General features: G+C 35.6%; 23 protein-coding genes. 14 read left to right on the forward strand and 9 right to left on the reverse strand.

The window, feature by feature from the left end:
* Positions 1-180 precede the first annotated feature (180 nt).
* From DDD_RS09590 to DDD_RS18000, 3 genes are all read left to right on the forward strand, one after another.
* The gene (locus tag DDD_RS09590) at positions 181-1,191 is read left to right on the forward strand and encodes a M28 family metallopeptidase (RefSeq protein ID WP_015362641.1); all 1,011 of its coding nucleotides are present in this window, start codon (positions 181-183) and stop codon (positions 1,189-1,191) included.
* Positions 1,184-1,867, forward strand: coding sequence for an SDR family NAD(P)-dependent oxidoreductase (locus DDD_RS09595; protein ID WP_015362642.1), 684 nt, complete (start codon positions 1,184-1,186; stop codon positions 1,865-1,867). The genes DDD_RS09590 and DDD_RS09595 overlap by 8 nt, the downstream gene beginning before the upstream one ends.
* 294 nt (positions 1,868-2,161) lie before the next feature.
* Entirely contained in the window at positions 2,162-2,332 is a 171-nt protein-coding gene (locus tag DDD_RS18000; protein ID WP_015362643.1) for a hypothetical protein, read from the forward strand.
* 90 nt (positions 2,333-2,422) lie between these two features.
* On the opposite strand, the gene purK is transcribed toward DDD_RS18000, so the two are convergent.
* Positions 2,423-3,568 carry a 5-(carboxyamino)imidazole ribonucleotide synthase gene (gene purK, locus DDD_RS09600; RefSeq protein ID WP_015362644.1) on the reverse strand — a complete coding sequence of 382 codons (1,146 nt, stop codon included), beginning with the start codon at positions 3,566-3,568 and terminating at the stop codon, positions 2,423-2,425.
* Between the two features lie 153 nt (positions 3,569-3,721).
* Between purK and DDD_RS17525 the strand changes: the two genes are divergently transcribed.
* The 4 genes from DDD_RS17525 (at position 3,722) to DDD_RS09620 (ending at position 7,985) form a co-directional block, all read left to right on the forward strand.
* Complete coding sequence (locus DDD_RS17525) at positions 3,722-4,825, forward strand: adenylate kinase (protein WP_015362645.1); 1,104 nt, start codon at positions 3,722-3,724, stop codon at positions 4,823-4,825.
* Between the two features lie 42 nt (positions 4,826-4,867).
* A complete protein-coding gene (locus tag DDD_RS09610) occupies positions 4,868-6,025 on the forward strand; it encodes a T9SS type A sorting domain-containing protein (protein WP_015362646.1) in 1,158 nt (385 codons plus the stop codon).
* Positions 6,026-6,200: 175 nt separating this feature from the next.
* On the forward strand, positions 6,201-7,208 hold the full coding sequence (gene obgE, locus DDD_RS09615; protein WP_015362647.1) for a GTPase ObgE: 1,008 nt from the start codon (positions 6,201-6,203) through the stop codon (positions 7,206-7,208).
* Positions 7,209-7,247: 39 nt separating this feature from the next.
* Positions 7,248-7,985: a hypothetical protein gene (locus tag DDD_RS09620; RefSeq protein WP_015362648.1), complete on the forward strand. Its 738-nt coding sequence runs from the start codon at positions 7,248-7,250 to the stop codon at positions 7,983-7,985.
* 78 nt (positions 7,986-8,063) lie between these two features.
* On the opposite strand, the gene DDD_RS09625 is transcribed toward DDD_RS09620, so the two are convergent.
* Both DDD_RS09625 and DDD_RS09630 read right to left on the reverse strand, forming a co-directional pair.
* On the reverse strand, positions 8,064-8,507 hold the full coding sequence (locus DDD_RS09625; RefSeq protein WP_015362649.1) for a DUF1569 domain-containing protein: 444 nt from the start codon (positions 8,505-8,507) through the stop codon (positions 8,064-8,066).
* Between the two features lie 10 nt (positions 8,508-8,517).
* Positions 8,518-9,840, reverse strand: coding sequence for an exo-beta-N-acetylmuramidase NamZ family protein (locus DDD_RS09630; protein WP_041567073.1), 1,323 nt, complete (start codon positions 9,838-9,840; stop codon positions 8,518-8,520).
* Between DDD_RS09630 and DDD_RS09635 the strand changes: the two genes are divergently transcribed.
* Complete coding sequence (locus DDD_RS09635; protein WP_015362651.1) at positions 9,791-11,056, forward strand: ABC transporter permease; 1,266 nt, start codon at positions 9,791-9,793, stop codon at positions 11,054-11,056. The genes DDD_RS09630 and DDD_RS09635 overlap by 50 nt on opposite strands.
* A 61-nt stretch (positions 11,057-11,117) precedes the next feature.
* Complete coding sequence (locus DDD_RS09640; protein WP_041567074.1) at positions 11,118-11,471, forward strand: hypothetical protein; 354 nt, start codon at positions 11,118-11,120, stop codon at positions 11,469-11,471.
* Between the two features lie 109 nt (positions 11,472-11,580).
* On the opposite strand, the gene DDD_RS09645 is transcribed toward DDD_RS09640, so the two are convergent.
* From DDD_RS09645 to DDD_RS09655, 3 genes are read right to left on the reverse strand one after another with little or no spacing between them, the layout of a single operon-like run.
* Positions 11,581-12,405: a DNA/RNA non-specific endonuclease gene (locus tag DDD_RS09645; protein WP_015362653.1), complete on the reverse strand. Its 825-nt coding sequence runs from the start codon at positions 12,403-12,405 to the stop codon at positions 11,581-11,583.
* Positions 12,406-13,509 carry an ABC transporter permease gene (locus tag DDD_RS09650; RefSeq protein WP_015362654.1) on the reverse strand — a complete coding sequence of 368 codons (1,104 nt, stop codon included), beginning with the start codon at positions 13,507-13,509 and terminating at the stop codon, positions 12,406-12,408.
* Positions 13,509-15,668 (reverse strand): carboxy terminal-processing peptidase, encoded by a 2,160-nt coding sequence (locus DDD_RS09655; RefSeq protein ID WP_236613371.1) that lies wholly within the window; start codon positions 15,666-15,668, stop codon positions 13,509-13,511. The genes DDD_RS09650 and DDD_RS09655 overlap by 1 nt, the downstream gene beginning before the upstream one ends.
* Positions 15,669-15,780: 112 nt before the next feature.
* On the opposite strand from DDD_RS09655, the gene surE reads away from it, so the two are divergent.
* The 5 genes from surE (at position 15,781) to DDD_RS09680 (ending at position 21,285) form a co-directional block, all read left to right on the forward strand.
* Positions 15,781-16,563: a 5'/3'-nucleotidase SurE gene (gene surE / locus DDD_RS09660; RefSeq protein ID WP_015362656.1), complete on the forward strand. Its 783-nt coding sequence runs from the start codon at positions 15,781-15,783 to the stop codon at positions 16,561-16,563.
* Positions 16,553-16,858, forward strand: coding sequence for a hypothetical protein (locus DDD_RS09665; RefSeq protein WP_015362657.1), 306 nt, complete (start codon positions 16,553-16,555; stop codon positions 16,856-16,858). Before surE ends, DDD_RS09665 begins: the two co-directional genes overlap by 11 nt.
* The gene (gene lpxB / locus DDD_RS09670) at positions 16,855-17,970 is read left to right on the forward strand and encodes a lipid-A-disaccharide synthase (protein WP_041567076.1); all 1,116 of its coding nucleotides are present in this window, start codon (positions 16,855-16,857) and stop codon (positions 17,968-17,970) included. The genes DDD_RS09665 and lpxB overlap by 4 nt, the downstream gene beginning before the upstream one ends.
* Position 17,971: 1 nt before the next feature.
* Positions 17,972-18,691: a C40 family peptidase gene (locus DDD_RS09675; RefSeq protein WP_015362659.1), complete on the forward strand. Its 720-nt coding sequence runs from the start codon at positions 17,972-17,974 to the stop codon at positions 18,689-18,691.
* 515 nt (positions 18,692-19,206) lie between these two features.
* Positions 19,207-21,285 carry a ComEC/Rec2 family competence protein gene (locus tag DDD_RS09680; RefSeq protein WP_015362660.1) on the forward strand — a complete coding sequence of 693 codons (2,079 nt, stop codon included), beginning with the start codon at positions 19,207-19,209 and terminating at the stop codon, positions 21,283-21,285.
* Between the two features lie 207 nt (positions 21,286-21,492).
* On the opposite strand, the gene DDD_RS09685 is transcribed toward DDD_RS09680, so the two are convergent.
* The 3 genes from DDD_RS09685 to DDD_RS09695 all read right to left on the reverse strand — a co-directional run bounded on the left by DDD_RS09685 (position 21,493) and on the right by DDD_RS09695 (position 25,882).
* Entirely contained in the window at positions 21,493-22,020 is a 528-nt protein-coding gene (locus DDD_RS09685) for a thioredoxin family protein (RefSeq protein WP_015362661.1), read from the reverse strand.
* 78 nt (positions 22,021-22,098) lie between these two features.
* On the reverse strand, positions 22,099-23,688 hold the full coding sequence (locus DDD_RS09690; protein WP_015362662.1) for a peptide MFS transporter: 1,590 nt from the start codon (positions 23,686-23,688) through the stop codon (positions 22,099-22,101).
* A 40-nt stretch (positions 23,689-23,728) separates the two neighbouring features.
* Complete coding sequence (locus tag DDD_RS09695; RefSeq protein WP_015362663.1) at positions 23,729-25,882, reverse strand: S9 family peptidase; 2,154 nt, start codon at positions 25,880-25,882, stop codon at positions 23,729-23,731.
* Positions 25,883-25,887: the final 5 nt, after the last annotated feature.

Raw genomic sequence — 25,887 nt, forward strand, 5'->3', positions numbered from 1 at the left:
TGTAGATAAAGCTGAATCTCAGGATTCGGCTTTTTTTGTGCTTTGATTTTTTTTAATGAAAAACAGATTCATGATTGTGCCATCGATTTTTTATATGTTATCTAGGAGTTGGGTTCTTGTCTAGTTCATTATTATTGTAACATAAATCAATTATCTTTACTTTTTTACTAAACAACCAACATGAAAAAAATACTCTCCATTTTATTTATTGCATTCCTACTAGTCGCTTGTGGATCGCAAAAAAAAGCAGACCGCATAGGTCAGGCTTTAGATAAAGTAAATAAATCTACAGAAATAAAAATGCCTAAGGCTAGCCCGATACAAATCGCTCAAGATGTAGCTTTTCTTGCTAGTGACGATTTAAAAGGTCGCGATACAGGATCTGAAGGAATAGAGAAAGCCGCAATTTATATTTCAGAACGATTTCAGGAAATGGGAGTAAATCCTTTTAAAGGCTCTTATATGGACGATTTTCAAGCTAAAGGTACTGAGGCGTTTAATGTAGTAGGTGTCATTACAGGATCTGATAAAGATATGCTGGATGAGATCGTAGTAATAGGTGCGCATTATGATCATATAGGAGTGATGCAAGGCGTTCAAGGAGATAGTATTGCAAATGGCGCCAACGATAACGCTACAGGTACTGCTACAGTTCTCGCCATTGCAGAGAACTTCAAAAAATTAGAATTTAATAGAAGAACCGTGGTTTTTGCGCTCTTCTCTGCCGAAGAAAAAGGCCTCATAGGTTCTAAGCATCTCGCACAACGCATGAAAAAAGAAGGGATGAATGTCGTTGCAATGATCAATTTTGAAATGACAGGAACACCTATGATTGATAGTCCTTTTATAACTTATGTTACTGGCCATGACGGCTCTAATATGGCGGCTGTATTTAATGAGGCAAATGAGGATGTTACGGTTACAGGAAAATTAGAAAAAGCAGCAGAATTTAATTTGTTTATGAGATCTGACAACTATCCGTTTTTTCAAGAATTTAATGTGCCATCACAAACTTTTTGCACCTTTGACTTCACAAATTTTGATCACTACCATAAAGTAGGAGATGAAACCTCTCTTGTAAATACAGGTCACATGGCAAATGTTGTTGATGCAGTCATGCCCGGCGTGTTTAAGGTGGTAAACGGTGAAAAATTAAAATTAACGCCTCAACAACCTACTACTGATGAGTAAAAGAGTTATTGTTACAGGTGCAAGCCGTGGAATAGGATTTGAAATGATTCAATTATTTGCAAATGCAGGTCATGAGGTCATAGCGCTTTCGCGAAAGATAGATGCCATTCAATCACTTGATAACACTTCCATTCAAGCGATAGCTACAGACTTAAGTGCACAGTCTAGTATCGAGGAAACGGCTAAAACTATTCTAACAAAATGGGATCGCATAGATATTGTAATTCACAATGCAGGAATGTTAGTCAATAAGCCATTTCAAGAATTGACACCAGAAGATTTTCAGCAATGTTATGCGGTAAATATATTTGGAGTAGCATCATTAACCCAAGCACTATTACCAGCATTGACTAAAGATTCACACGTTGTTGCAATTAGCTCTATGGGCGGTATTCAAGGAAGCGCAAAATTTCCTGGTCTTGCGGCATATTCCAGCGCAAAAGGAGCTGTAATCACCTTATTTGAACTCCTCGCCGAAGAATACAAAGAAAACGGACCGTCATTTAATACACTTGCCTTAGGAGCAGTACAAACAGAAATGTTAGAAGAAGCTTTTCCAGGTTATCAAGCTCCATTAACAGCACCAGAAATGGCAAGCTATATCATGAATTTTGCCTTGACAGGAAATAAATTCTATAATGGAAAAGTGTTGCAAGTAAGTGCGAGCACGCCTTAGAGAAATTGAAATTGAACCTGAACTTGAAAAAATAAACAATCAATACAGAATATTGATTTAAGATATCAGATAATTGATTGGAGATGTTCGATTATAAAATTGTCAGTTCGAGCGACAGTCGAGAACGGTTTGAAGTCGAGAAGTTTTAAAATGAAGATCGTTTTAGCTAACAGTTAGGTTTTGCTTTGCAAACACTATTCAAATGCATAATGAATTCGTTCAGGCAGTCTCACAGATTGAGTTACTATTATGAGTAATTCGTAGTTATTAAAGAGAGCTATTAAAACATATAAATTGATAACAGTAAATCTTATCATCAAATGGCAATACTTGCCTACAAATGGTTGCGGCGGAGATTGCGTAACTCCTGATGTGTGGATGGTATTATCTGTCGTCGGACCTATTGTAGTGATAGGCTTGTTGTATTCATTTGTATTCAAAAAATGGATAGATAGAAGACAATAACTTTGGTACCAAATTTTAAAAATAAAATAGCGCTTCGAGGTTAAAGAGTTAATTGTGAGATAATAATGTTATATTAAAAAAATTATCAAATTAAACCTCCGCAACAACTCTTATTCTACCCTTCACCTTTTCGGCAAGCTCACGAGCTTCGACCACATCGCTAGCAACAACCGTAACGTGACCCATTTTTCTAAAAGGTCTGGTTTCTTTTTTTCCGTAAATGTGTGGTGTTACACCTGGTAACGCAAGTATATCTTCTATACCATCATAAATCACTTTGCCATTGTGACCTTCTTCACCTACTAGATTCACCATAACGCTAGCTACCGTACTTTCTGTTGCTCCTAAGGGTAAGTTGCATACACATCGTACATGTTGCTCAAACTGATCTGTAATGGCACCTTCGATAGAATAATGTCCAGAATTATGAGGTCTTGGCGCGACTTCATTAACAAGCAACTCGCCAGTTTTGGTCAAAAACATCTCTACTGCAAGCAAACCTACGTGCTCAAATGATTCTGATACTTTCAAAGCAAGTTCTCTAGCACGGTCAGATATATCCATGTTAATACGTGCTGGACAGATCACATACTCCACCTGATTTGCCTCTGGATGAAACTCCATTTCTACCACAGGATATGTTTTCATTTCTCCATCGTAATTGCGAGCAACAATAACTGCCAGTTCCAGATCAAAATCGATCATGTCTTCATAAATGCATTCTGCTTGAGGTAAATCGGTTAGATCACTAGCTTGTCTTATCACTTTGACACCTTTACCGTCATAACCACCTTCGGCACTTTTCCATATAAAAGGATAGGATCTCTCGTGACCTAAATTAGGTTTAGGGTAAACTTCAAATGCTGCAGTAGCAATTTGTTGCTTTTGATAAAAAGACTTTTGGCGTGCTTTGTTTCTTATAAGATTCAAAACTTTTGCACTTGGAGAAACAGCAATTCCTTTATCTTCCAGATCTTGCAAGGCTTGAACATTTACATTTTCGATTTCTATGGTCAGCACATCTACCTGCTCGCCAAATTCCATCACCGCTTCATATTGCATGATATCGCCTTCAAAAAATACATCGCAACCTTGAAAAGCTGGAGCTGTATCATCTTTGTCCATCACATAAGTTGCTATGTCCCATTTTCTAGTAGTGTAGAGCATCATTTTGCCCAATTGTCCACCGCCTAAAATACCTAGTGTAAAATCTGAAGAGAATTGTGTCTGTTTCATAATTCAAAAATAAGCGGTTCTCATGAATTTGAACTCGAACTCGAACTCGAATTTAAAATCAAATTAAAAAATAACGTTTGAGCCTTAACAAGCGCTGTAAACTGCAACAACATACTGTTCACTAATGATTATCTTTGCATAAAATTACCCATTGTGATTAAGATCGACGATCTTTATTTTAAACCTTTTTTGAGTGCGCAGGAAATTGCTGCTGCAATAGATAATTTAGCTTATCAAATTAACCGTGATCTTGCTGGAGAGAATCCTATTTTTCTAGGGATTTTAAATGGCAGTTTCATGGTACTTGCCGATCTTACACGCAAGTTCTCCCATGATTGTGAAGTAAGTTTTTTAAAAGCAAAAAGCTACGAAGGAACTAGTTCTACTGGCGTGGTATCTCTTGGTGACGAGCTAGATGTAAACTTAAAAGATAGGACCGTTGTAATCGTGGAGGATATTGTAGATAGTGGCTTGACAATAAGTACGCTTTCGCGAAAGCTACAACAGCATCAACCTAAAGAGTTAAAAATAGCCACCTTGTTTTTAAAACCAGAAGTCTATAATCAAGAGTTGAAAATAGATTATGTAGGAAAAAATATTGAAGATAAATTTGTCGTAGGATACGGCATGGATTATAATAATTTAGGGCGCAACTTGCCCGAACTTTACGTACAAACAGAACGCATGAAAAATATTGTATTATTCGGTCCTCCAGGAGCAGGAAAAGGAACTCAAGCAACACGTTTAAAAGATAAATATGGACTGGTTCATATTTCTACAGGAGATGTTTTCCGTTATAATATTAAAAATGGAACAGAATTAGGAACACTAGCCAAGTCCTATATGGACAAAGGAAATCTTGTTCCTGATGAAGTGACTATAAAAATGCTTAAAGCTGAGGTAGAAAAGACACCTGATGCTGAAGGGTTTATTTTTGACGGATTTCCAAGAACAGATGCTCAAGCAAAAGCTCTTGATGAACTCCTTGCTTCAAAAGGGACGGAAATTGCAGGAATGGTAGCTCTTGAAGTAGACGACGAGGTACTCGTAGAACGTTTATTAGAAAGAGGTAAAGACAGCGGCCGTGCAGATGATGCTAATGAAGGCGTTATCAGAGATCGTATTTCAGTTTATTATAAGCAAACAGCACCCTTGAAGAATTATTATGCAGCTCAGAATAAATATTACGGTGTTGACGGAGTTGGTGAAATGGATGCTATTACCGAACGTTTGAGTACAGAATTTGATAAATTATAAAAAACTGATTATATTAAACAACTCAAAATTAAATATTTACATATGAAACGATTTTTACTCACTTTAAGTTTAATTTGTTTTGCAACGATAGCCTTTGCACAAACAATAGGAATAGTAGGACCAGCAGCAAACGGCTGGCCTGATGCCGCAAATCCAACTCCAGATATCATGCTTACTGATAATGGTGATGGAACACACTCCATAAATGCGCTTACTCTTACTACCGGAGCAGCAAAATTTAGAGAAAACCAACAATGGAATACTAGTTATGGAGGAGATACTTTCCCATCTGGAATGGTTTCTGGGAATGATATTTCTGTTCAAGCAGGAATATATGATATCGTTTTAGACTTGAACACTAGTACGTATACTTTTATTTCAGTTTCTGGTTTTACAGATGTAGAGTTAGTAGGAACAGCGCTCAATGGAGCTGCTAGTCCTCAAATGGCTACTTTAGATGGAATCAGTTATGAGTTAACAGTAACCCAATTTGTAGCTGGTGATATTCAATTTCAAGAAGCTGGTACAACAACAACTTACGGAGGAAGCGCTTTTCCTTCTGGTACAGCAACTGCAGGGGCAACTAACATACCTGTAACAGCAGCTTATTACAAAGTAATGTTCAATTTAAATACATTGGATTATAGTTTTGAAATTCCAGACGTAGGACTAGTAGGTCCAGGAGCAGATGGATGGCCAGGAGCTACAGATACAGATATTACTATGAGCAGTACAGATGGTGACGTTTATACACTAGATAATCAAGTACTAACTACTGGAGCTGTTAAATTTAGACAAGACAAAGCTTGGAATTTAAGTTGGGGTGGAACTAGTTTTCCAAGTGGTACAGCAGATGTTAATGGTGCTGATATCAACGCAATGGCTGGAACTTATAATATCGTTTTCTCCAGAGGAGCACAAACTTATGCTTTCAACGAAATACTATCTACAGGTGAGGATAAATTTTCTAATTTTAAAGTATATCCTAACCCATCAAGTAACGAATGGTTTTTTGAAAATACAGATACGGCAATAAAAAGTATTACAGTTTATGATAGTCTAGGTAAGCAAATTTTGAACCTAACACCTGAAGCGACATTGACTAAAATAGATGCCAACTCATTTGTACAAGGTTTATACATTGCACGAGTTACATTAAACGATGAATCTGAAACCACAGTAAAACTTTTCAAAAAGTAGATTTTTAAGTTTTACGAATAATATTTGATCCAGTTGCTTTTAATATATAGTGCAAACAAAAGTGCTATTAAAAGAAACTGGATTTTATTTATCACGACATACATTAATCACAATTCTAATTTAAAATAAATTAGAAAAATATCGATCAATTTAATGGTCGGCTGAAAAAAGAATTATGACTGAAGGAAATTTTGTTGATTACACTAAAGTAACTATAGAATCTGGCCGAGGAGGAAAAGGAAGTACGCACTTGCATCGTGAAAAGTACATTGATAAAGGTGGTCCTGATGGTGGTGATGGTGGTCGTGGTGGTCATATCATCCTTAAGGGAAACAAGAATTTATGGACCTTATATCACTTTAAATATAAGCGTCATTTTAAAGCTGCTCAAGGTGGTAATGGAGCAAAACAACGTCGTACAGGTAATGATGGTGAAGACATTGTTATAGAACTGCCTTTAGGAACAGTTGTAAAGGATACTGAAACAGGTCAAGTAGTTCATGAAATTCTTGAAGACGGCAAAGAATTCATCATTTGTGAAGGAGGAAAAGGAGGAAGAGGAAACTGGCATTTTAAGTCGGCAACAAGGCAAACACCTCGATATGCACAAACAGGAATGGATGGGCAATCGCTTGACGTTACCTTTGAGCTTAAGATTCTTGCAGATGTAGGATTAGTAGGTTTTCCTAATGCAGGAAAATCGACTTTACTATCAGTTCTTACCGCTGCAAAACCTAAGATAGCTAACTATGAATTCACAACCTTAAAGCCCAACTTAGGAATTGTAGAATATCGTGATTTTAAGACTTTTGTCATTGCAGATATTCCAGGAATTATAGAAGGTGCTGCAGAAGGTAAGGGAATAGGACATCGTTTTTTAAGACATATAGAACGTAATTCTACCTTATTATTTCTGGTTCCAGCAGATTCAAATGACATCAGTGCAGAGTATGAAATTCTTGTCAATGAGTTGAGAAAGTACAATCCAGAGATGCTGGACAAAGAACGATTTGTCGTGATTTCAAAATGTGATATGCTTGACGAAGAATTAATGGAAGAAATGAAAGAAGAACTTGATAATGAAGGAGCTTTTAATGGAGCACCATACATGTTTATTTCATCTGTTTCACAAATCAATTTGACACAGCTCAAAGACAGACTTTGGGCGATGCTAAATGATTAAAAATAATAGTATTACTTTTCCAGTTCATAAATCAACACAATGAAAAAAATAACATTTATTGTAGCACTGTTTATCGCTATATCAGTGCAAGCTCAGGAATATCTAGGAACATGGAGTTTTGAAAGTGTAGATCGCTCTGCTATACAAGAAGAAGGTGCAGATGAAGCAGCGTTAGAGAAGAAAATCAAGATGGTCTCTAATATGTTTAGTTCTTTGAGGATGACTTTTGAAAAAGATGGCACGTATACTATGAGCTTTATGGGGCAAGAAGAAACAAAATCCTATACTGCAAATGAAAATATATTAGTTCTTGATAAAGGAGAAAAATTAGAAATTTTGACACCAAGTAAAGCGCGATTGTCTTCTGGTGACATGGTTTTACTACTTCAAAAAGGAGACCTCAGTGTTGAGAAAAGTTATACTTATCTGACAGAGGAATCTTATGAGACTAAAAAAATAGATCTCAAGGATCTTATAGGTAAATGGAAAGTTGAGGAAGTAAGAGTGAAAGATGGTGTCGAAGGAGCTGAGATGCAGGAGATGATTGCATTAATGATCACTTTTAATTTTATAACCGATACAGATATGGCTTTTGGAGCTATGGGAATGGAAACAGTAAAAAAATATGCTGTTGATCTAGAAACTAATGTTTTGACAGATAAAGACGCTAAGTCAGGTGTAGAGAAATCAACTTATACCATAAAAGAGTTAAATAAAGAGCACATGATTGTTTCTCATAATAAAGAGGGAACTTTATTATACTTAGTTAGGGAATAGTATTCACTATATAAAATTACAAAGCCATGAGGAATTCAATTCCTCATGGCTTTTTTTATGCATCACAACTTTCGGTAGCTAGACTCCAAATTGCTCAAAATGATGGTTCAAATGCTTCCATTGTAAAATGCCCCATTGTTCTTTAGTAAAAGTACCAAAAACGGGATGTGGCGTTCTATTTTCATTATCGCGATCTTCCCAAAGTTCCTGCATCCATTTCTTTAATTCAGCTTTTTCTTTTTCAAAATCAAAATCGCCTGTACTTCTAAATTGTGGTGGAGTAGGAGCGTTCTTTCTAAAAGGCTTGGGGCTGTAGAGCATCTTTTTAAAAAGTAGTTTTACTAACCAGTTAGGTTTTAAAGTCTTTTCAGATTTGTTTACCGCTATTTTGAGAGGTTCTTGACAGTGATTCATCATTTGCCCAGCATTCATTTTACCCCATAGCGGTTGTGAATCTGGTTTAATTTTTTCTAGACGTACTTCTAGCTCTTGATAAACTTCTGGTTGGAAAAATGATTTCATAGTCTTGGTATTATTCGTAAAGCAAGTATTTCACTCTCATTTTTTGATACTCTTCGAGTCCTTTCTCCCATGTAGCTGCGATTTCTTGAGCGCTCATGCCTTTCTCGATCTGAGCTTGCAGGGTTTCAGTTCCAGCGAGCTTGGTAAAAAAGGAGTTAAAGAACTTTGATTTGTATGGCGCTTTCGCGAAAGCGTCCACTAAAAATTCCAACTCGATATGATCAAGCTTTTCATATTCTCTTAGGTCTACACCGTAGCATTTCTTGCCGTTAAATAAAGGTCTTTTTGCTCCTACATTAGGCGTAGGAGTGAATTCAAAGTTGGTATATTTTACGAGAGATGGAGAGCCATAGACTTGAAACTGCATCTCTGTGCCACGACCTACGCTTACATCAGCTCCTTCAAAAAAGCACAGACTAGGATAGAGGTTTATAGATTGATCATTAGGTAAATTAGGCGACGGCTTGATCGGGATGCTATACGAAGAATCATGTGTATAATTTTTACATTTGATGATTTCAAGGTTGGCTCGTAATTCTTTTTCCAGCCATTTTTCACCATTGATCATTTGAGCATATTCTCCTATGGTCATTCCGTGAACTACGGGAACTGGATGCATACCTACAAAGCTTTGGTGTTCTTCTTCCAGAATAGGTCCGTCAATATAATGGCCATTTGGATTTGGTCTATCCAGCACAATTATTTTTTTGTTGTATTGAGCGCAGGCTTCCATTACATAATGAAGTGTAGAAATATAGGTGTAAAAACGAGCGCCTACATCTTGTATGTCAAATAAAACAATATCTACATCTTCCAGCTGTTCCTTAAAAGGCTTTTTATTCTTCCCGTAAAGCGAAATGATAGGAATTCCTGTCTTTGCATCTATTCCATCTTTAATGGTGGCACCAGCATCTGCCGTACCTCTAAAACCATGCTCTGGTGCAAAAACGCGTTTGATATCTATCCCATGTGCCAGTAATGTATCTACTAGATGTGTGTAGCGCAGTTTATCTTTAGATTTCCACTCTTTAGAAACAATAGTATCTCCGGTTCTTACAACGCTAGTTTGGTTTCCTACTAAAGCTACTTTTTTACCTTTAAGTTTACCGATCCATTCATTCAATAAATAGGCTGCGGGAACAGGCTCATTGTCATTTGTAGTAATAAGAACGTCCTTATAACGTTCTTCTGCTGTGACGATTTTTTCTTCCTTGGGAGATGTAGGAGAGTTATTGCCACTTACATGAGAATTACAAGAAGACATTCCTACAACCATAGCGATTATGGTATATTTGAATATTGAATTAGAAAAAGTGAATCTAGAGTATTTCATTGCTAAAAGGGTACAAAGTAGTACGAGCTATAAAAATAGCGTAAGTGCGCCGATAATAAAAATTGCGATAGCAGCAATTGCAATAGGTATCATTGTGATGTTGATCGCTATTGCCACTGGCGTCGGACTTCAAAAAAAGATAAAAGAAAAGGTAAGTGCCTTTAATGGTCACGTGAGTGTGTCACTTTTTGATCGAAATAACTCGATCACTACCATTAAACCTATTTCGAATAATCAAGATTTTTATCCAGATTTTACTGCTGTTCCAGAGGTAAGTCATATTCAAGCAGTAGCTACAAAAGGCGGAATGATACGCACAGCAACTGACTTTGAAGGCATCATTCTTAAAGGAGTAGGAAATGATTATGACTGGCAATATTTAAAGGGCTTCTTGCTGGAAGGAGCTTTGCCAGATGTTTCCTTAGAAAAAACATCTTCAGATATTCTTATATCAGATGATATTGCAGCGCGCTTGCAATTAAAAGTAGGTGAACAAGCGCCTACGTATTTTATGAATGCCAATGGTCAAGAGCCTATTGCGAGATTTTTTAAAGTCAGCGGTATTTATGACAGTGGTCTTGAAGAATATGATTCTAAGTTTATCATAGGTGATATAAGAAATATACAGCGCATCAATAAATGGGAGGAAGATCAAATAGGTAAATTTGAAATATTTATAGATGATTTTGATAGGCTCAATGAAATAGGTAGAGCGATTCAACTCAACACGCCGTCAGAATTAAACGCAACTACTATTGAACAAGAATTACCAGCGATCTTTCAATGGCTAGCCTTGTTAGATGGTAATATTTTTGGAATTATCGGTATCATTCTTATAGTGGGAATCATCAATATGATTACGGCATTATTGGTATTAATTTTAGACAGAACTAATATGATAGGCGTTCTCAAATCACTTGGAGCATCTAACTGGACCGTGCGCAAAATCTTTCTTTATAATGCAATGAATCTGGTCTTAAAAGGCCTAATTATAGGTAATGCCGTAGGATTAGGTCTTATTGCTATTCAATATTATTTCAGCCCGCTTACTTTAGATCCACAATCCTATCATGTGACCGAGATGCCAGTTTACATTTCTTTATGGCACGTTCTTGCTCTTAATCTTGGGACCTTTGCCGTTTGTTTACTTGCTTTGATTATTCCAACTTTAATCGTAAGTAAGATCAGTCCTGTAAAGGCGATGCGATTTGAGTAGAGTATTGATTAAAATTTTATAATAAACTTTACTATTTTGATAATCACCTTGTAATCAGCCTATGTTAGATAAACAAACATTTCCAGAATTTATAAAGCACATTTGCGAAAGACCTTTAATGTACTGCTTAGGAGAAACTTTTAATGAGGTTTCTGCATTCATAAATGGATATTCTTATGCAAAAGAAACACCAATAAGTGGAACTGATTTTCATCGTTTCGTTTGCTTGAAAAATTCATACCCAACAAATTATCATTGGGCTCACGTAATAAAAGCTCGTTCTAAAAATGATAAAGAAGCGTTAGAGATCATGGAATGTACAATTCTCAAATTTTGTGAATTAAAATTGCTGATGAATGAGGAAGAATTAATCCGCTACGCAACTGATAATAAAAAAATAGATTTTGAAAAGTAATTATTTGAATTCAAGTAACTAAAAAGATATACTGCTCAAATTTTTTTTGACTCTTCAATCAGATGTAATTTAATTTTGATAGTATCTCTTGATGCGATCTCTTATAAAATCACCATCCCTTAGAACTACTACTAGCCTCTAATTTATCTTCGATACTATCAGGAAGTGAAGCAAAAAAGTCGGTACCAGTAAGTTCTTCAATACGATCTACGCTGGTAATAAAATCATATATAGAAGCATCTGTTTCTTTATGAGGCATTAAAAAAGCGAGCATTTTACCGCCATTAGCATCGTTGCGGTATATAATTTTATAAAATCGCTCAGGAACAGACACTTTTTCTGTTCCTATCGTTTTCAAATTCTTTTTTAGAATAGAACCGGTAACTACATAAACTTCATCATATCGCTTTGCATAATACCTTGTTTTTTGTTCCAAAGTATTCCATATTCCTGCATTGAATTCATGAATTTGTGGGCTTATGTTAGATGTTAAAAATGTTTCATCATACGCAGCTTTTGTTGCTTTTCTATCTCCAGCAGGAACTAAATGGCCTCTATCATAACCGCTTTTCTTATAATTACGCCAGTGCGCCGTCTTTGTTTTTACTTTATCGTCTATTTCAAAATAGGGTCTTTTATAATCTCTACTTGTAATGTCGCTAGCTCTTAGAATATGAGCTGTCCATTCTGCTTGCTCGTGTTGTTCATTGTATGAAAGACTGTACGTGTGGTGGTGTACGATTTGATTTTCTGAACTAGGTAAAAGTGCTTTTCGCGTAAGCGGTATACTTCCATCGGAGTTATTTTCCTTACCATTTGTAATCTCTTCTAAACGTATGTTTTCTTCAGAATAGGCATCGCTACCGTTATCTTGATAAAAATAATAAGTCGCAGCGCATGCCAATATAATAATAGGGTAAATGTACTTTCTCATTTAGCTTGTTTTTACGTCCAAAGCATCTCTTAACGCGTTTCCTAGCAACATAAAAGCCATAACTAAAGTCATGATTGCAATGCCAGGAACGATCGCAAGATAAGCTTTGTCGAGAATGATATATTGATAATGATCTTTAATCATGCTGCCCCAACTAGGCATAGGCGGTCGTGCGCCTAATCCTAAGAAACTTAAACCACTCTCAATTAGTATGGAGGCTGCAAAATTTGCAGCGCTTATCACAATTACTGGAGCCATGATATTAGGTAAAATGTGTTTCGTAATAATTCTAAAGCTATTAAATCCTAAGGCTTTTGCTGCAGTAACGTATTGGTACTCTTTTGCAACGATCATTTGACCTCTTACCACTCGAGCAACTTCTACCCACATGGTTAATCCTACGGCGATAAAAACGGTTAGAAAACCTTTTCCTAATGCGATACTTATGGCAATTACCATGAGTAAAGTAGGGATGGACCAAGTAACATTAATGAGCCACATAATTGCTGCATCTATTTTGCCGCCGTAATATCCAGCAATTGCACCTAGCGAGATGCCTATAAGTAAGGATATCAGCACAGCGATAAAACCTATAGAAATACTTATTCTAGTACCTATTATCATACGACTCAAAAGATCACGGCCGTATTTATCAGTTCCTAAAAGAAATGTTTTTTGTGAAGTGTAGCTTTCGCGAAAGCGAGATAATTCCATCCCTTCTGGCACATTCCATCTTGTTTTTATAAAAGGCAATTCTTTACCATCGATATCAAACGGGCTATAGAAAACGGAACCGTTCTCTAGCTTTACTTCAGAAAAGGGAATTTCTTCCACATTTGAACTTTTGCCATTCCACCAATCCCAGAATTTTGGTTCTTCTTCATCTGTTCCTATACTAAGAAGGTCTACGGTAAATCCAGGCGGCTGAGAGTGTATAGAAATATGCATTTGATTAGCATACTTTGTGTCGTCTGGAGCAATCACATAAGCAAAAACTGCAATTAGTGCGTAAAAAAGAATGATCATAAAGCTCAAAACGCCCCAAAAATTCTTTTTGAACTTTTGAAGCGCTAATGAGCTTAATGATGTGGACTTATGAGCCATTAATCTTTAACGCTCCATTTGGTTTGATTTGCATTTTTGATATTGTTCATGCGTAAATCTTTAAGAACATTTACCGCTTCTGTAACGTAAATATCTTTCTTAAGATTTTTTATCCACGCATTACGTTTGTCACCCAAAGCACTATCTGTTTTTACCAACGCTTTTTCATAAGAAAGCATCTCAAAATTTAGGTTATTCTTATAGTCAGCTAAGGTTTCAAACTTATCGGTTTCTTTTTCTAGTCGATCTAATCGAGCAGCATATGCTTCAAAATTAAGTGGAATTTCATTATCCTCTCGTTGCTCGCTCAACCACTTTGCGTTATCATCTAAAAGTTTAAAGTTAGGATTTGCATCGATTCTTTCTTGCGCTTTTTCTATAGACTCTGCAAGGTTTGCGTAGCCTTGAAATTTAGAATAATCTGCTTTTGGGATTTCATCATAAGGTAGCGGGAATTCTTCATCTCTTTCACCTACATCAATATAACTAAATCTACTAGGAGTTACTACATCACTTTTAACACCTTCTAGTTGTGTACTACCTCCATTAATTCTATAGAATTTTTGAGTTGTTAGTTTAATGGCACCTAGATCACCGAATTGATTATTGCGCACCCATTGATTCAAATCTTCAAATACTTGAACCGTACCTTTTCCAAAAGTTTGCTTACTTCCTATAATCACTGCGCGATCATAGTCTTGCAAAGCAGCAGCAAGAATTTCACTGGCACTGGCACTAAATTCATTAACCATGATAACTAATGGTCCTTCCCATAAGATTTCACCACTGTCACTATCTTTAAGTGTGCGAACTCTTTTATCTTTTAAAGCAACTTGTACGACCGGTCCTTCATCTACAAATAGACCAGCCATTTCTATTACTTCTCTCAAAGAACCACCGCCGTTGTTTCTCAAATCAAGAATTAGACCGTCCATTCCTTCCGTTTTAAGTCTTTTTATTTCTTGAGCAATGTCATTTCCAGAAGCACGACCATTGACATCTTGTGGATCAAAATAGAATTTTGGGAGATTTATAAATCCGAACCTAAACTCATCATCTTGACCTATCAGAGATTTAGCAAATGTTTCTTCGATTTGCACTACATCTCTAGTTATAGTGATTTCTTCAATACTACCATCTACTTTTTTAAGGGTAAGCTTTACATTAGTTCCTTTAGGGCCTTTTATAAGTTCTACAGCATCGCTTATTCTCATTCCAACTATAGATGTAGCAATGGTATCTTTCTCTTGTGCTACTTTAAGTATTTTATCTCCTACCTCTATCAATTCACTTTTCCATGCTGGACCACCAGAAATAATTTCTAGTACACTGATGTAATCCATTTTTTTCTGTAGTCTAGCTCCTATACCTTCGAGTTTACCACTCATAGAAGTATCAAAACGATCTTTATTTTGTGGAGGGAAATAATTAGTATGCGGATCAAAATGTGTTGTGATGGCATTTACAAATAAAGAGAAATAATCAAGACGTTCTACGTCCTCATTTAAGTCAAAGTTTTCAAGCATTGATTTTTTAATTTCTGCTCTAGCTTCTTTTTCTAATTCTTCTAAGCTTTTCTTTTCCCCTTCAAAGTTCTCATCATTTTGCTCTTCGATCTTATCATAATAAGTCCCAATAGCAGAAAGTTTCATCATCTTTCTCCAGTGCTCTTTTAATTCTTTTCTATCTTTAGAATAAGCGATTTTTTCATAATCAGTATTGATATTCTCATCAACAGTAAAATCAAAAGGCATTTCAATTACCTCAGCAAATATTTTTTGAGACTCTTTTTGTCTTTGTACGAGTCTATCGTAAGTAAGATTAAATAGATCTACTTTACTATCTCGTATTTGATCATCGATAAGATATTCATAGGTTTTGAATTCTTCATAATCGCTTTCAAGAAAATATCTTTTTCCAGGATCTAAATCCTTTATGTAATTATTAAAGATGTCTTGAGAGAACTCATCAGTTAAATCTGCTGGTGAAAAGTGATTTCTTTTCAAAACATGAGAAATCAAATTTACAAGTAACTGTTCTTTTTCTTTGTCTCCAGGATCTATGCTATTGTTAGTGAAACTACAACTTGCAGTGGCTACAAGGAGTGTAAAAACTGCTAGTATAAAGTTGTTTTTAAGGAAATTCATAAGGATCTTCATTTGTCTTTTTCTATATAAGTAAAAACCGTGCCATTTTAAAGATGGTTAAAGTAAGGCAAGAATCTTATATGGTAAGGCTAATTTACTTAATTTTAACCACCTGAAAAATCTTATGGAAAATAAAAAGAAACCGCTCATTCTAGTAACTAATGATGATGGTATAACAGCTAAAGGAATAAGAACATTAATAAGTATAGCTAGAGAACTGGGTGACGTAGTTGTAGTCGCTCCAGATAAACCTCAAAGTGCAATGGGACATGCAATTACCATAAATGATACTTTATATATCAAAGAGTTTCTACAGCATGATTATGACCATAAGGAATACACAACTAGTGGGACACCGGTAGATTGTGTAAAAATGGCCAGTCATGAAATTCTTCATCGCAAACCAGATTTGTGTTTGAGCGGCATCAATCATGGAAGTAACAGTGCAATAAACGTCATTTATAGCGGTACGATGAGTGCTGCGATGGAAGCAGGAATAGAAGGTATTCCTGCAATAGGCTTTTCACTATGTGATTACAGTCACGATGCAGATTTTTCTCCAGCTCGCAATCATGTAAAACAAATCATTGAGCAAGTTTTAAAAAACGGAATGGCAAAGGGAGTAATTTTCAATGTCAACATCCCTAAAGCTACAAAGGAAGAAATTAAAGGTGTCAAAATCTGTAGACAAGCAAATGCGTATTGGGTAGAAGAATTTGATAAGCGTACTAACCCTTATGGAAAAGACTATTACTGGCTTACTGGTAAATTTGTTAATGATGATAAAGGTGAAGACACTGACGAATGGGCGCTAGCACACAATTACATATCTATCGTGCCTACACAATATGACCTTACTGCACATCATTATATAGGAGAATTAAACACTTGGGATTTTGGGAATTAAAATTTTAAAAGGATTTATCTTAGGACTTATAGCAAATGCTATTGGAACTTATTTGTATGTAGTTGTTTTCACCGCTTATGAGTTTGAAGATGCTATTAGAAGTGGTTATCAAGAAGGTTTTTTAGGTAAACTCATCGTTCTAGGAGCAGTTTTCAATTTGGTTTTATTTTTCTTTTTTCTCACTGGCAAGCTGGGTAATTTTATAAAACCCATTCAACATTATGAGGCTCGTGGCGTTCTTATGGCAACGATAGTTGCTGCAATTGCAGGATTCATTTTTAATTTTATGGTATGAAGTACTATTTGATTGCAGGAGAAGCCAGTGGCGACCTTCATGGCTCTTTGTTAATGAAGGAATTAAAAAAGCAAGATCCAAATGCCCAATTCCAATATTGGGGCGGCGATTTGATGCAACAGCAAGGCGGTACACTTGTAAAACATTATAAAGAACTCGCCTTTATGGGTTTTGTGGAGGTGTTGAGCAACCTTAAAACTATTCTCAAAAATATAGGTAGTTGTAAAAAAGATATCAAATCTTTTAATCCAGATGTAATTATTTACATCGATTATCCTGGATTCAACTTTAGGATTATGAAATGGGCACGTTTGAAAGGATATCGCAATCATTATTATATATCTCCGCAAATATGGGCTTGGAAAGAAGGTCGCATCAAGGATATAAAAAGAGATGTGGATGAGATGTATGTGATTTTACCCTTTGAAAAAGACTTTTATGAGCAAAAACATCAGTTTCCAGTTCATTTCGTTGGTCATCCATTGATAGACGCTATTTCTCAAAGACCACCAGTAGATCATGTGAATTTTTTAAAACAATATGACCTTGACGATAGGCCTTTAATCGCTCTCTTACCTGGAAGTCGTAAACAAGAGATTAAAAAGATGCTTGCAGTGATGCTAGAAGTAGTGGAGCAATATCCAGATTATCAATTTATTATTGCTGGAGCGCCTGGTCAGGATGCTTCATTTTACAGCACCTACTTAAAAAGTTATCCGGTCACTTTGGTTATGAATCGCACTTATGATTTAATGAGCTTGTGCCATGCTGCATTAGTTACTTCAGGAACTGCTACTTTAGAAACTGCTTTGTTTAAAGTTCCTCAAGTGGTTTGTTATAAAGGAAGTTCTATCAGTTATCAAATTGCAAAACGTGTCGTGAAATTAGACTACATCTCGCTGGTAAACTTAATTATGGATCAGCCAGTGTTAACTGAATTAATTCAATCTGATTTTAATATCAATAAATTAAAAGAAGAATTGGACTTGATTTTAAGTCCTACTCAGCGCAACCGTATTTTTGCAAATTACTATGATTTAGAAAAAAAACTAGGCGGTCTTGGTGCCAGTGAGAATACAGCAAGTCTTATTTATAAAGCTATTCAAAATTAGAATGAAGTTATTAGAACGCTTACTTTTTAGTTATAAATACGGGAGAGATTTTTTAAAATTCCGCTTTCGCGAAAGCGAGATCATACTACCTCACAAGACACTTCTTAATTCTTCAAAAAAAATTATTTTACTCACATTGTTTTCTTCAATTACACTGAGTATTACTTCCTGTGGTAGTTCAAAGCCACGCGTTATCACTACCAAAAAAGAAGCAGCTCGTATGGAAGGAAGAACTATGAAGAATCCTGCAACTAGAAATGACAGTAGAGCCAAACTAAGAAAACCAGATGAACAAGAGACTGAAGATAATGATGTAAAACCTTATGCTAGAAGTACCGATTTCATTGATGAGGTTGTGGAAAATGCAATGGATTATAAAGGTGTGAAATACCGTTATGGTGGTACAACTAGAAAAGGAATGGACTGCAGTGGGCTCATAGGAGTCGCTTTTGAAGAAGCTGGTAAAACGGTACCACGCACTAGTCGTGCTCTATATGCACAAGCCGAAGATATTTCACTGGATGAAGTGCGTAAAGGAGATTTTTTATTCTTTGCCACAGGTAAAAACAAACGACAAGTTAATCATGTGGCACTGATTACTAGAGTTACACCTGCCGAAATTGAATTTATTCATTCTACCACTTCCAGAGGCGTCATTACCTCTACATTAAATGAAGCTTACTGGCTCAATGCTTTTTTAAGAGCAGGAAGGATTGATTAAGAATTTGAACTCGAATTTGAACTCAAATTTAAATTGGGACTGGTCAAGCCGTTGTAGAGCGGCTTCGCTTTAAAATAATCTCGATGTTTTTATTTCGTATTTCCTAAGGGCAGAATTAATTCTGCCCTTAGGAATGGGATAACGGTCTTTGTAATCTATAAAAGTTTTAAAAACAAACCCCTTCGTTAATTCTAACTATAATGTGAGTTCGATATAAGAATTCTAGACATTTAAAGTTTAAAATATTGATGTTCAACTCCTCGCTTTAGAAAAGGCAAGGACAGATTGACCTCGTCGCACCAGCGACGATGCAATCAGGAGTGGTTGAAAGTCCCAAACCGTTGAAAGAATTCAATTCTATTTATTATAAAAATAAAAATCAAAATAACTTGTTGAATATCAATCATTATTACGTCGAACTCACGTTAACTATGACAATTTGAAATTTGCAACTTCTGCTTTGAATTATTATTAAATATTGATAATCAATTAGCTAAGATGAATTATATTTAATCATGCGATGGCTGGATTATCCTTTTTATAGAATTTTATTCTTTTTATTAGCTGGTATTGTATGTTCTAATTTTATAGAAATCAATACACAGCTATTCGTATATGGTATCGGTATATCCTTTTTGCTAAGTATTCTTTTTTTGATGTTGCGTAAGTATATGTCAATGGTGAAATTTCTATTTAATATTACAGTCTATACCTTTTTCTTTTTTCTAGGAGCGATTCATTTGCAATTTCAGAATGAGCTGTCAAACGATCACTTTATTCATAAACAAGTTCAAGGTCAAGATCATGTTTTACAACTTAAATTAAAGCAGCGATTAGCACCTAATAAGTTTAACGATAGGTTTTATGCTGAGGTGATAGCTCTAGATCAACTACAAGTTACAGGAAAGACTTTAGTATTGTTCAAAAGATCTGACAGTCTGGATTTTCAAGTAGGCGATCGACTTACGGTTTATGATGATGTTAATCTTCCTGCTTTTGAACGTAATCCAGGTGATTTTGATTATAGAAAATACTTGAAATCAATTGATGTTTACGGTCAGATTTATGTTGACACGCCAAAGATCTTAAGTTATGAAAATGGTTCTCAAGAATTAGGTTTTCTATTAGGGTTGAGAAATACTATTTTAGAAAAATTAGAGGATTCTGGTTTGAATGAAAATCCGCGTGGTGTGATTGAAGCGCTGGTCTTAGGACAACGACAAAACGTAGATCCAGAAGTTACCAAAAGCTTTAGAGACGCTGGTGTAATCCATATTCTTGCTTTAAGCGGTTTGCACGTAGGGATTATTCTATTAATTCTAAGAATTCTTACTAAGAGAATATTGAGAGTGAAATACGGTCGGTGGATTCAAAGTGTCGTCCTTATAATTCTTTTGTGGTCCTTTGCTTTATTGACTGGAATGTCTCCATCAATCATGCGAGCGGTTACTATGTTTTCTTTTGTTGCGATAGGATTAAATTTAAAACGCAAAGGCTCTGTTTATCATAGTTTGACTTTGTCTGCTTTTGTACTACTGCTATTTGATCCTCGATTACTATTCCAAGTAGGTTTTCAGCTCAGTTATATGGCGGTGTTCTCCATAGTTCTAATTCAGCCAGTTCTTGCTGGATTGTGGACGTGGCGCAATAAGGTAAAAGACTTTTTTTGGAACATATTTACGGTCACTGTTGCAGCGCAAATAGGAGTTGCTGGAATTAGCTTGTTTTATTTTAATCAGTTTCCAGGTTTATTTATTTTAGGAAATATGTTATTGTTGCCAGTTTTGCCATTGATAATTGGAGCAGCTTTACTTTTAATATTCTTGTTATTATTAGGTTTTCCTACAGACTGGTTGACTTCTGTTTTAAATGCGGTATTAGAATTTATTATTAATACAGTGGCAAGAATCAGTTCTTTGGATGCTTTTATTATTAAAGACATATATCTTACATTTTGGGAAACAGCTTTGATTTATGTCGCCTTATTTAGTTTTGTACTTTTCTTATTACCCTATTTTAAGCGAAGTAAAAGAGAACGTTTTTACCTCAAAAAACCCAACTGGATGTTGCATTTGAGTTTACTGTCTTTAGTGGTTTTGTTTGGTTTGAAAAGTTATGAAAAGCTAAATACTGATAAAGATTCTTTTTTGGTACTGCATCAAGCCACAGGAAGTGCGGTTAGTTTAAGTAATCAAGATCAAGCTACCTTATTTACAGATTTACACGTCATGGATTCTTTGCGAGCGGTAAATAGTTTAGAACGATTAAAAGCCATAGAAACTCACAGAGATAAGAATCTTTCTTTAGCTGATTTAAATAACCTCATTCAATATAGGAACAACCAGTTATTAGTAATAGGTGAAAACGGATTATATGATTCATCGATGAAGAATGCGACCGTTCTACTTTCTCATTCTCCTAAAATAAATCTCGAGCGATTGATTCTAGAAATCCAACCTAAACGCATCATTGCTGACGGTTCTAACTACCGCAATGTGGTAGAAGGTTGGAAAATTACTTGTGATAAAATGGGAATTGATTTGCTCAATACTTATGAAGTAGGAGCAGTGGAGTTGATGATTTCAAATGATTGATGAATATCATTTATCTCTTCAAAACTAGTTTCTTTAGGTTTATGTTTTTTAAAAGCCTTCGTTCGTAAGAATATCTAATATCGACGATTAATTTTAAGATCGTAAAACCTATCCGACCAAAACTCGCTACGGCTCCTTTTGCCCACCTTTCCTTTTTTAAGGAAAGGAGTTTGCTAGAATTTGTTATTTAGGAAAAATCTTTTAAGCTTATTTGCCCTGCAATTTATATTTAAAATTACGTTGGTAGTCGCTCCATTTTTGACCGGTATTGATGGATTTGTAGGTCTCATCTGCCAGCATGGTGATGTAAATTTCTAACTTTTTAGCATCTAGTTTTCCAGCTACTGGATTGATAATTGTTCCTTTTTCATCAAAGAAGACTAGTGTAGGATATTCAAATATCTTGATGAATTCGGCAAACTGATGTTGCGCGCGATCGTTCCTCTTCTTTAATGGATTTGCATAAGTCGCTCCTTTGTAATTGATGACTTCTGTTCCTTCTGCATTGAAACTTACGGGATAGTAATTCTCGTTGATGAATTTTGCTATGTCCGCTTTCGCGAAAGCGTACTTATCCATCCATTTACAATTAGGACACCAGTCTGTATAGGACTTCATCAAAATCTTGCGAGGTTCTTTTTTCTGTGCTTCAAGAGCTTCATTCATGGTCATCCAGTTCACTTGAGAAAAACCAAGTGCCGAAAACAATAGAAAAATAATAGGGAATAATTTCATGGTGCTAATTTACAAAATCATAAAAGCAAAAAACGCACCGTAATGGTGCGTTTTATGTTAAAATATAAAAATGGATTTTTATCTAATTCCGTGCATCATTTTTACAAGGAGCTTGCTTATTGCTAACATTATAATTCCTGCTGCAATAGGTATGATCGTGAAGATCATAAAGAAAGTAGCCATACCATAGTCTTCTACAATCGGATCAATAACGCTACCTGTAAGTCCAGCAGCAGTGTTTGCAATGAAGTTTGCTACAAACCAAATACCGAACATTAGACCGACAAGTTTAGCTGGGGAAAGTTTACTAACGTATGATAATCCTACCGGAGAAACGCAAAGTTCACCAAGCGTATGGAATAAATAAGCTAGAATTAAGAAAATCATGCTTACTGAAGCAGTTTTAGCTCCTAACGGAATTCCCATCGAACCAAATGCTAATATCCCAAAACCAATTCCCAATAAGATTAAACCGATAGCAAATTTTACTGGTCCAGAAGGGTTGTATTTAGATTCCCATATTTTTGAGAAAACAGGTGCAAAAGCTATGATAAAAAACGAATTTAAAATACCAAACCAAGACGCTGGAACTTCTGGAGCAGGATCAGTAAATTGTCTATATAACATCCAGATTACAATTGCCCAAATAACCACAAATCCAGATCCCAAAAGTATATTAGAAAGTGCATATTTTGAAAAAGTTTGTTTGAACAACATCCCAAGAACCCATGTTATTATAATCATAGGAATTACTGTAAGCAATGTGTTGAAGATTTTAAATATTAATGCGCCGTCACCTTCTAGAACTCTATCAGTATAATCTGCTGCAAAAATAGTCATCGATCCACCGGCTTGTTCAAATGCCCACCAAAAGAAAATGGTAAAGAATGCTAAAACTCCAATAACAATTAATCTATCAGAGGTAACTTTAGATTTTTTTGCTTGATCCATTGTTGCTTCAACAGCATCTTCAACATCTTCAAACGCTTCTTCAATTGCGTCATCAAAATCCTCAGCATCTTTAGGTGATAATCCTATTTTGCCAAAAATTTCTTGGGCGAAGTAAAATTGTAGCATTCCTATAAACATAAATATACCAGCAAGTCCAAAACCATAATGCCATCCTACAGATTCACCTATGTAGCCACACAATAGAATACCAAGAAAAGCACCAGCATTGATACCCATGTAAAAAATTGTATAACCAGCATCCTTTTCTTTGTCTTCAGTTTTGTAAAGTTTTCCAACCATCGAGGATATGTTAGGTTTGAACATACCGTTACCTATAATCAAAAGAATTAAGCCTAAATAGAAGAACGTACCTGTCAGGCCTTCTAATGCCATCGATGCATGACCTAGAGTCATTAATACAGCTCCTATAACAACTGCTTTACGGTAGCCGGTAATTTTATCTGCAATTAAACCTCCAAAAATAGGAGTAACATAAACTAAACCTGTATAAAAAGCATAGAGAGTTAAGGCGTCTGCTCGTTCCCAGCCCCAACCTTCATCAAATACAGAAGCAACTAAGAAGAGTACCAATAAAGCACGCATTCCGTAATAGGAGAAACGTTCCCACATTTCTGTAAAGAAAAGAACAAAAAGTCCTGATGGATGGCCGAGTACGGTCTTCTGGTTCGTTATAGAACCACCAAATTTATATTCCATAATTAAAGTTTAGTATTTTCAGATTAGTTGATTGTAATAATTATAAATTCTCTTTGATGAAGTTGGTCATCTTATTGTACAAATGAACCCTTGTGTTTCCACCGTATATTCCATGGTTTTTATCAGGATAAATTGCCCAGTCAAATTGCTTGTTTGCTTGTACCAGCGCTTCTACCATTCTCATTGTGTTTTGTACGTGTACGTTATCGTCTGCACTACCATGAATAAGCAAAAACTTTCCTTTTAATTTATCTACATGATTGATAGGACTATTTTCATCATAACCACTTGCATTTTCTTGTGGAGTTGTCATATAACGCTCTGTATAAATAGAATCGTAAAATCTCCAATTAGTAACAGGAGCAACAGCGATTGCCATACTAAAAGTTTCGTTTCCTTTAAATAAACAGTTAGAGCTCATAAAACCACCATAACTCCAGCCCCATATTCCTAAGCGATTTGCATCGATGTAATTCATCGCGCCAAGTTTTTTTGCAGCGGCGATTTGATCTTCTACTTCATATTTACCCAGTTCTTTTTGAGTGATTTTCTTAAAGTCGGCTCCTTTATAACCAGTACCTCTTCCATCTACACAAACCACTACATAACCTTCATTTGCTAGCATGCTGTACCAGAAGTCATTTGCACCATACCAGCTATTTGCTACAGATTGTGATCCAGGACCGCTGTATTGAGTCATGAATAATGGATACTCTTTATTAGGATCAAAGTCATTAGGCTTCATCGTCCACATGTTCAAATCATTTCCATTAATGTTAATCGTAGAAAATTCTTTTTGAGCAACTTGATAATCGTTTAATTTAAGTTTAAGATCGTTGTTGTTTTTGATTTCACGTACTTTCTCTCCATCTTTAGCATTATTCAAGGTGTAAACTGGTGGAGTAGTTGCACTGGAATACGTATTTATATAATAGGTAAAGTTTTTACTAAAAGAAGCACGGTTGGTACCTATTTGAGAAGATAGTTTTTTCTTCTTTTTCGCCTTGAGCGATATAGAATAAATACCACGATTTATAGATCCATCTTCTGTGCTTTGGTAGTAGATGCGTTTAGACTTTGTATCATATCCATAATATGAAGTTACATCCCAATTACCTGATGTAATCTGACGTTTTTCCTTACCGTTTGCATCATACAGATAGATGTGTCTCCAGTTGTCTTTTTCACTTGTCCATAGAAAACTACCGTCTTCTAGAAAAGTAAGATCATCTGTTACATCTACATAGGCCGCATCAGTTTCTGTGAAAGCAACACTAGCTTTACCATCAGGATTTACATAAAAAAAGTTTAATACATTTTGATGTCTATTAAGCAACTGAGCAGCTAGTTTACCGTTAGGAGAATATTTGATACGCGCAATATAAAACTCTTCATTTCTTCCCATAGAAACTTCTTTCCTACTACCTGTAGCAAGAGTAAAAAGATGAAGCGCTACAACAGCATTCTTTTCTCCAGCTTTTGGGTATTTAAAAACATAAGGCTTTTGATACAACTCATTTCCATAAACATCCATAGAGAATTCTGGCACTTCACTTTCATCAAAAGATATAAAAGCAATTTGCTCACTGTTAGGACTCCACTCATAAGCTTTTACAAAAGCAAATTCTTCTTCATAAACCCAGTCTGTTACACCATTTATAAGGGCATTAGTTACACCATCGTCAGTTGCTTGAATCACAGCGCCAGATGCTAAGTCTTTATAATAAAGATTATTTTCAAAAACGTAAGCGACTTTAGTCCCGTCTGGAGAAAAAGATGGACTTCTTACTAGATCGTCACTTAGTGAAGTCAATTTATTAGTTTCAAGGTTAAGGATATGAACCTTATCATAGGAACTACGTCTAAAGATTTGATTGCTCTCTGAGATAATCATCATTTGCTTTTCATCGTCGCTCAAGATATAATCTCTTATTGGCAAATTAATATCGGCACTGTTTACTAAAGTGGCTACTTTTTCACCAGTTTTGTAACTGTATTTATCTATGGTTTGAGTGCGATCTCTATTATAATTGAGAACGAGATATTCAGTTCCATTGTTTAAAGATGCTAGAGATTGAAGACCTTGGGTGCGAAACTCGCCTCTATAAATATCTTCAACGGTAATGTTTTTTTGTGCGGTAAGACTTTGACTTATAAATACAAAAGCCAATAAAATCATGCAATTCTTGATCATTCCTC

Source organism: Nonlabens dokdonensis DSW-6 (assembly GCF_000332115.1).
Classification (GTDB): Bacteria; Bacteroidota; Bacteroidia; order Flavobacteriales; family Flavobacteriaceae; genus Nonlabens; species Nonlabens dokdonensis.

Excerpts from the sequence above, each read along its gene's own strand:
- purK (WP_015362644.1), bottom strand. The coding sequence starts at position 3,568 with ATGAAACAGACACAATTCTCTTCAGATTTTACACTAGGTATTTTAGGC.
- DDD_RS09590 (WP_015362641.1), top strand. The coding sequence starts at position 181 with ATGAAAAAAATACTCTCCATTTTATTTATTGCATTCCTACTAGTCGCT.
- DDD_RS09635 (WP_015362651.1), top strand. The coding sequence starts at position 9,791 with ATGGTATATTTGAATATTGAATTAGAAAAAGTGAATCTAGAGTATTTC.
- DDD_RS09680 (WP_015362660.1), top strand. The coding sequence starts at position 19,207 with ATGCGATGGCTGGATTATCCTTTTTATAGAATTTTATTCTTTTTATTA.
- obgE (WP_015362647.1), top strand. The coding sequence starts at position 6,201 with ATGACTGAAGGAAATTTTGTTGATTACACTAAAGTAACTATAGAATCT.
- DDD_RS09625 (WP_015362649.1), bottom strand. The coding sequence starts at position 8,507 with ATGAAATCATTTTTCCAACCAGAAGTTTATCAAGAGCTAGAAGTACGT.
- DDD_RS09640 (WP_041567074.1), top strand. The coding sequence starts at position 11,118 with ATGTTAGATAAACAAACATTTCCAGAATTTATAAAGCACATTTGCGAA.
- lpxB (WP_041567076.1), top strand. The coding sequence starts at position 16,855 with ATGAAGTACTATTTGATTGCAGGAGAAGCCAGTGGCGACCTTCATGGC.
- DDD_RS09595 (WP_015362642.1), top strand. The coding sequence starts at position 1,184 with ATGAGTAAAAGAGTTATTGTTACAGGTGCAAGCCGTGGAATAGGATTT.
- DDD_RS09630 (WP_041567073.1), bottom strand. The coding sequence starts at position 9,840 with ATGAAATACTCTAGATTCACTTTTTCTAATTCAATATTCAAATATACC.
- DDD_RS09620 (WP_015362648.1), top strand. The coding sequence starts at position 7,248 with ATGAAAAAAATAACATTTATTGTAGCACTGTTTATCGCTATATCAGTG.
- DDD_RS09675 (WP_015362659.1), top strand. The coding sequence starts at position 17,972 with ATGAAGTTATTAGAACGCTTACTTTTTAGTTATAAATACGGGAGAGAT.
- surE (WP_015362656.1), top strand. The coding sequence starts at position 15,781 with ATGGAAAATAAAAAGAAACCGCTCATTCTAGTAACTAATGATGATGGT.
- DDD_RS09695 (WP_015362663.1), bottom strand. The coding sequence starts at position 25,882 with ATGATCAAGAATTGCATGATTTTATTGGCTTTTGTATTTATAAGTCAA.
- DDD_RS09690 (WP_015362662.1), bottom strand. The coding sequence starts at position 23,688 with ATGGAATATAAATTTGGTGGTTCTATAACGAACCAGAAGACCGTACTC.
- DDD_RS09610 (WP_015362646.1), top strand. The coding sequence starts at position 4,868 with ATGAAACGATTTTTACTCACTTTAAGTTTAATTTGTTTTGCAACGATA.
- DDD_RS09655 (WP_236613371.1), bottom strand. The coding sequence starts at position 15,668 with ATGAAGATCCTTATGAATTTCCTTAAAAACAACTTTATACTAGCAGTT.
- DDD_RS09685 (WP_015362661.1), bottom strand. The coding sequence starts at position 22,020 with ATGAAATTATTCCCTATTATTTTTCTATTGTTTTCGGCACTTGGTTTT.
- DDD_RS09645 (WP_015362653.1), bottom strand. The coding sequence starts at position 12,405 with ATGAGAAAGTACATTTACCCTATTATTATATTGGCATGCGCTGCGACT.
- DDD_RS09650 (WP_015362654.1), bottom strand. The coding sequence starts at position 13,509 with ATGGCTCATAAGTCCACATCATTAAGCTCATTAGCGCTTCAAAAGTTC.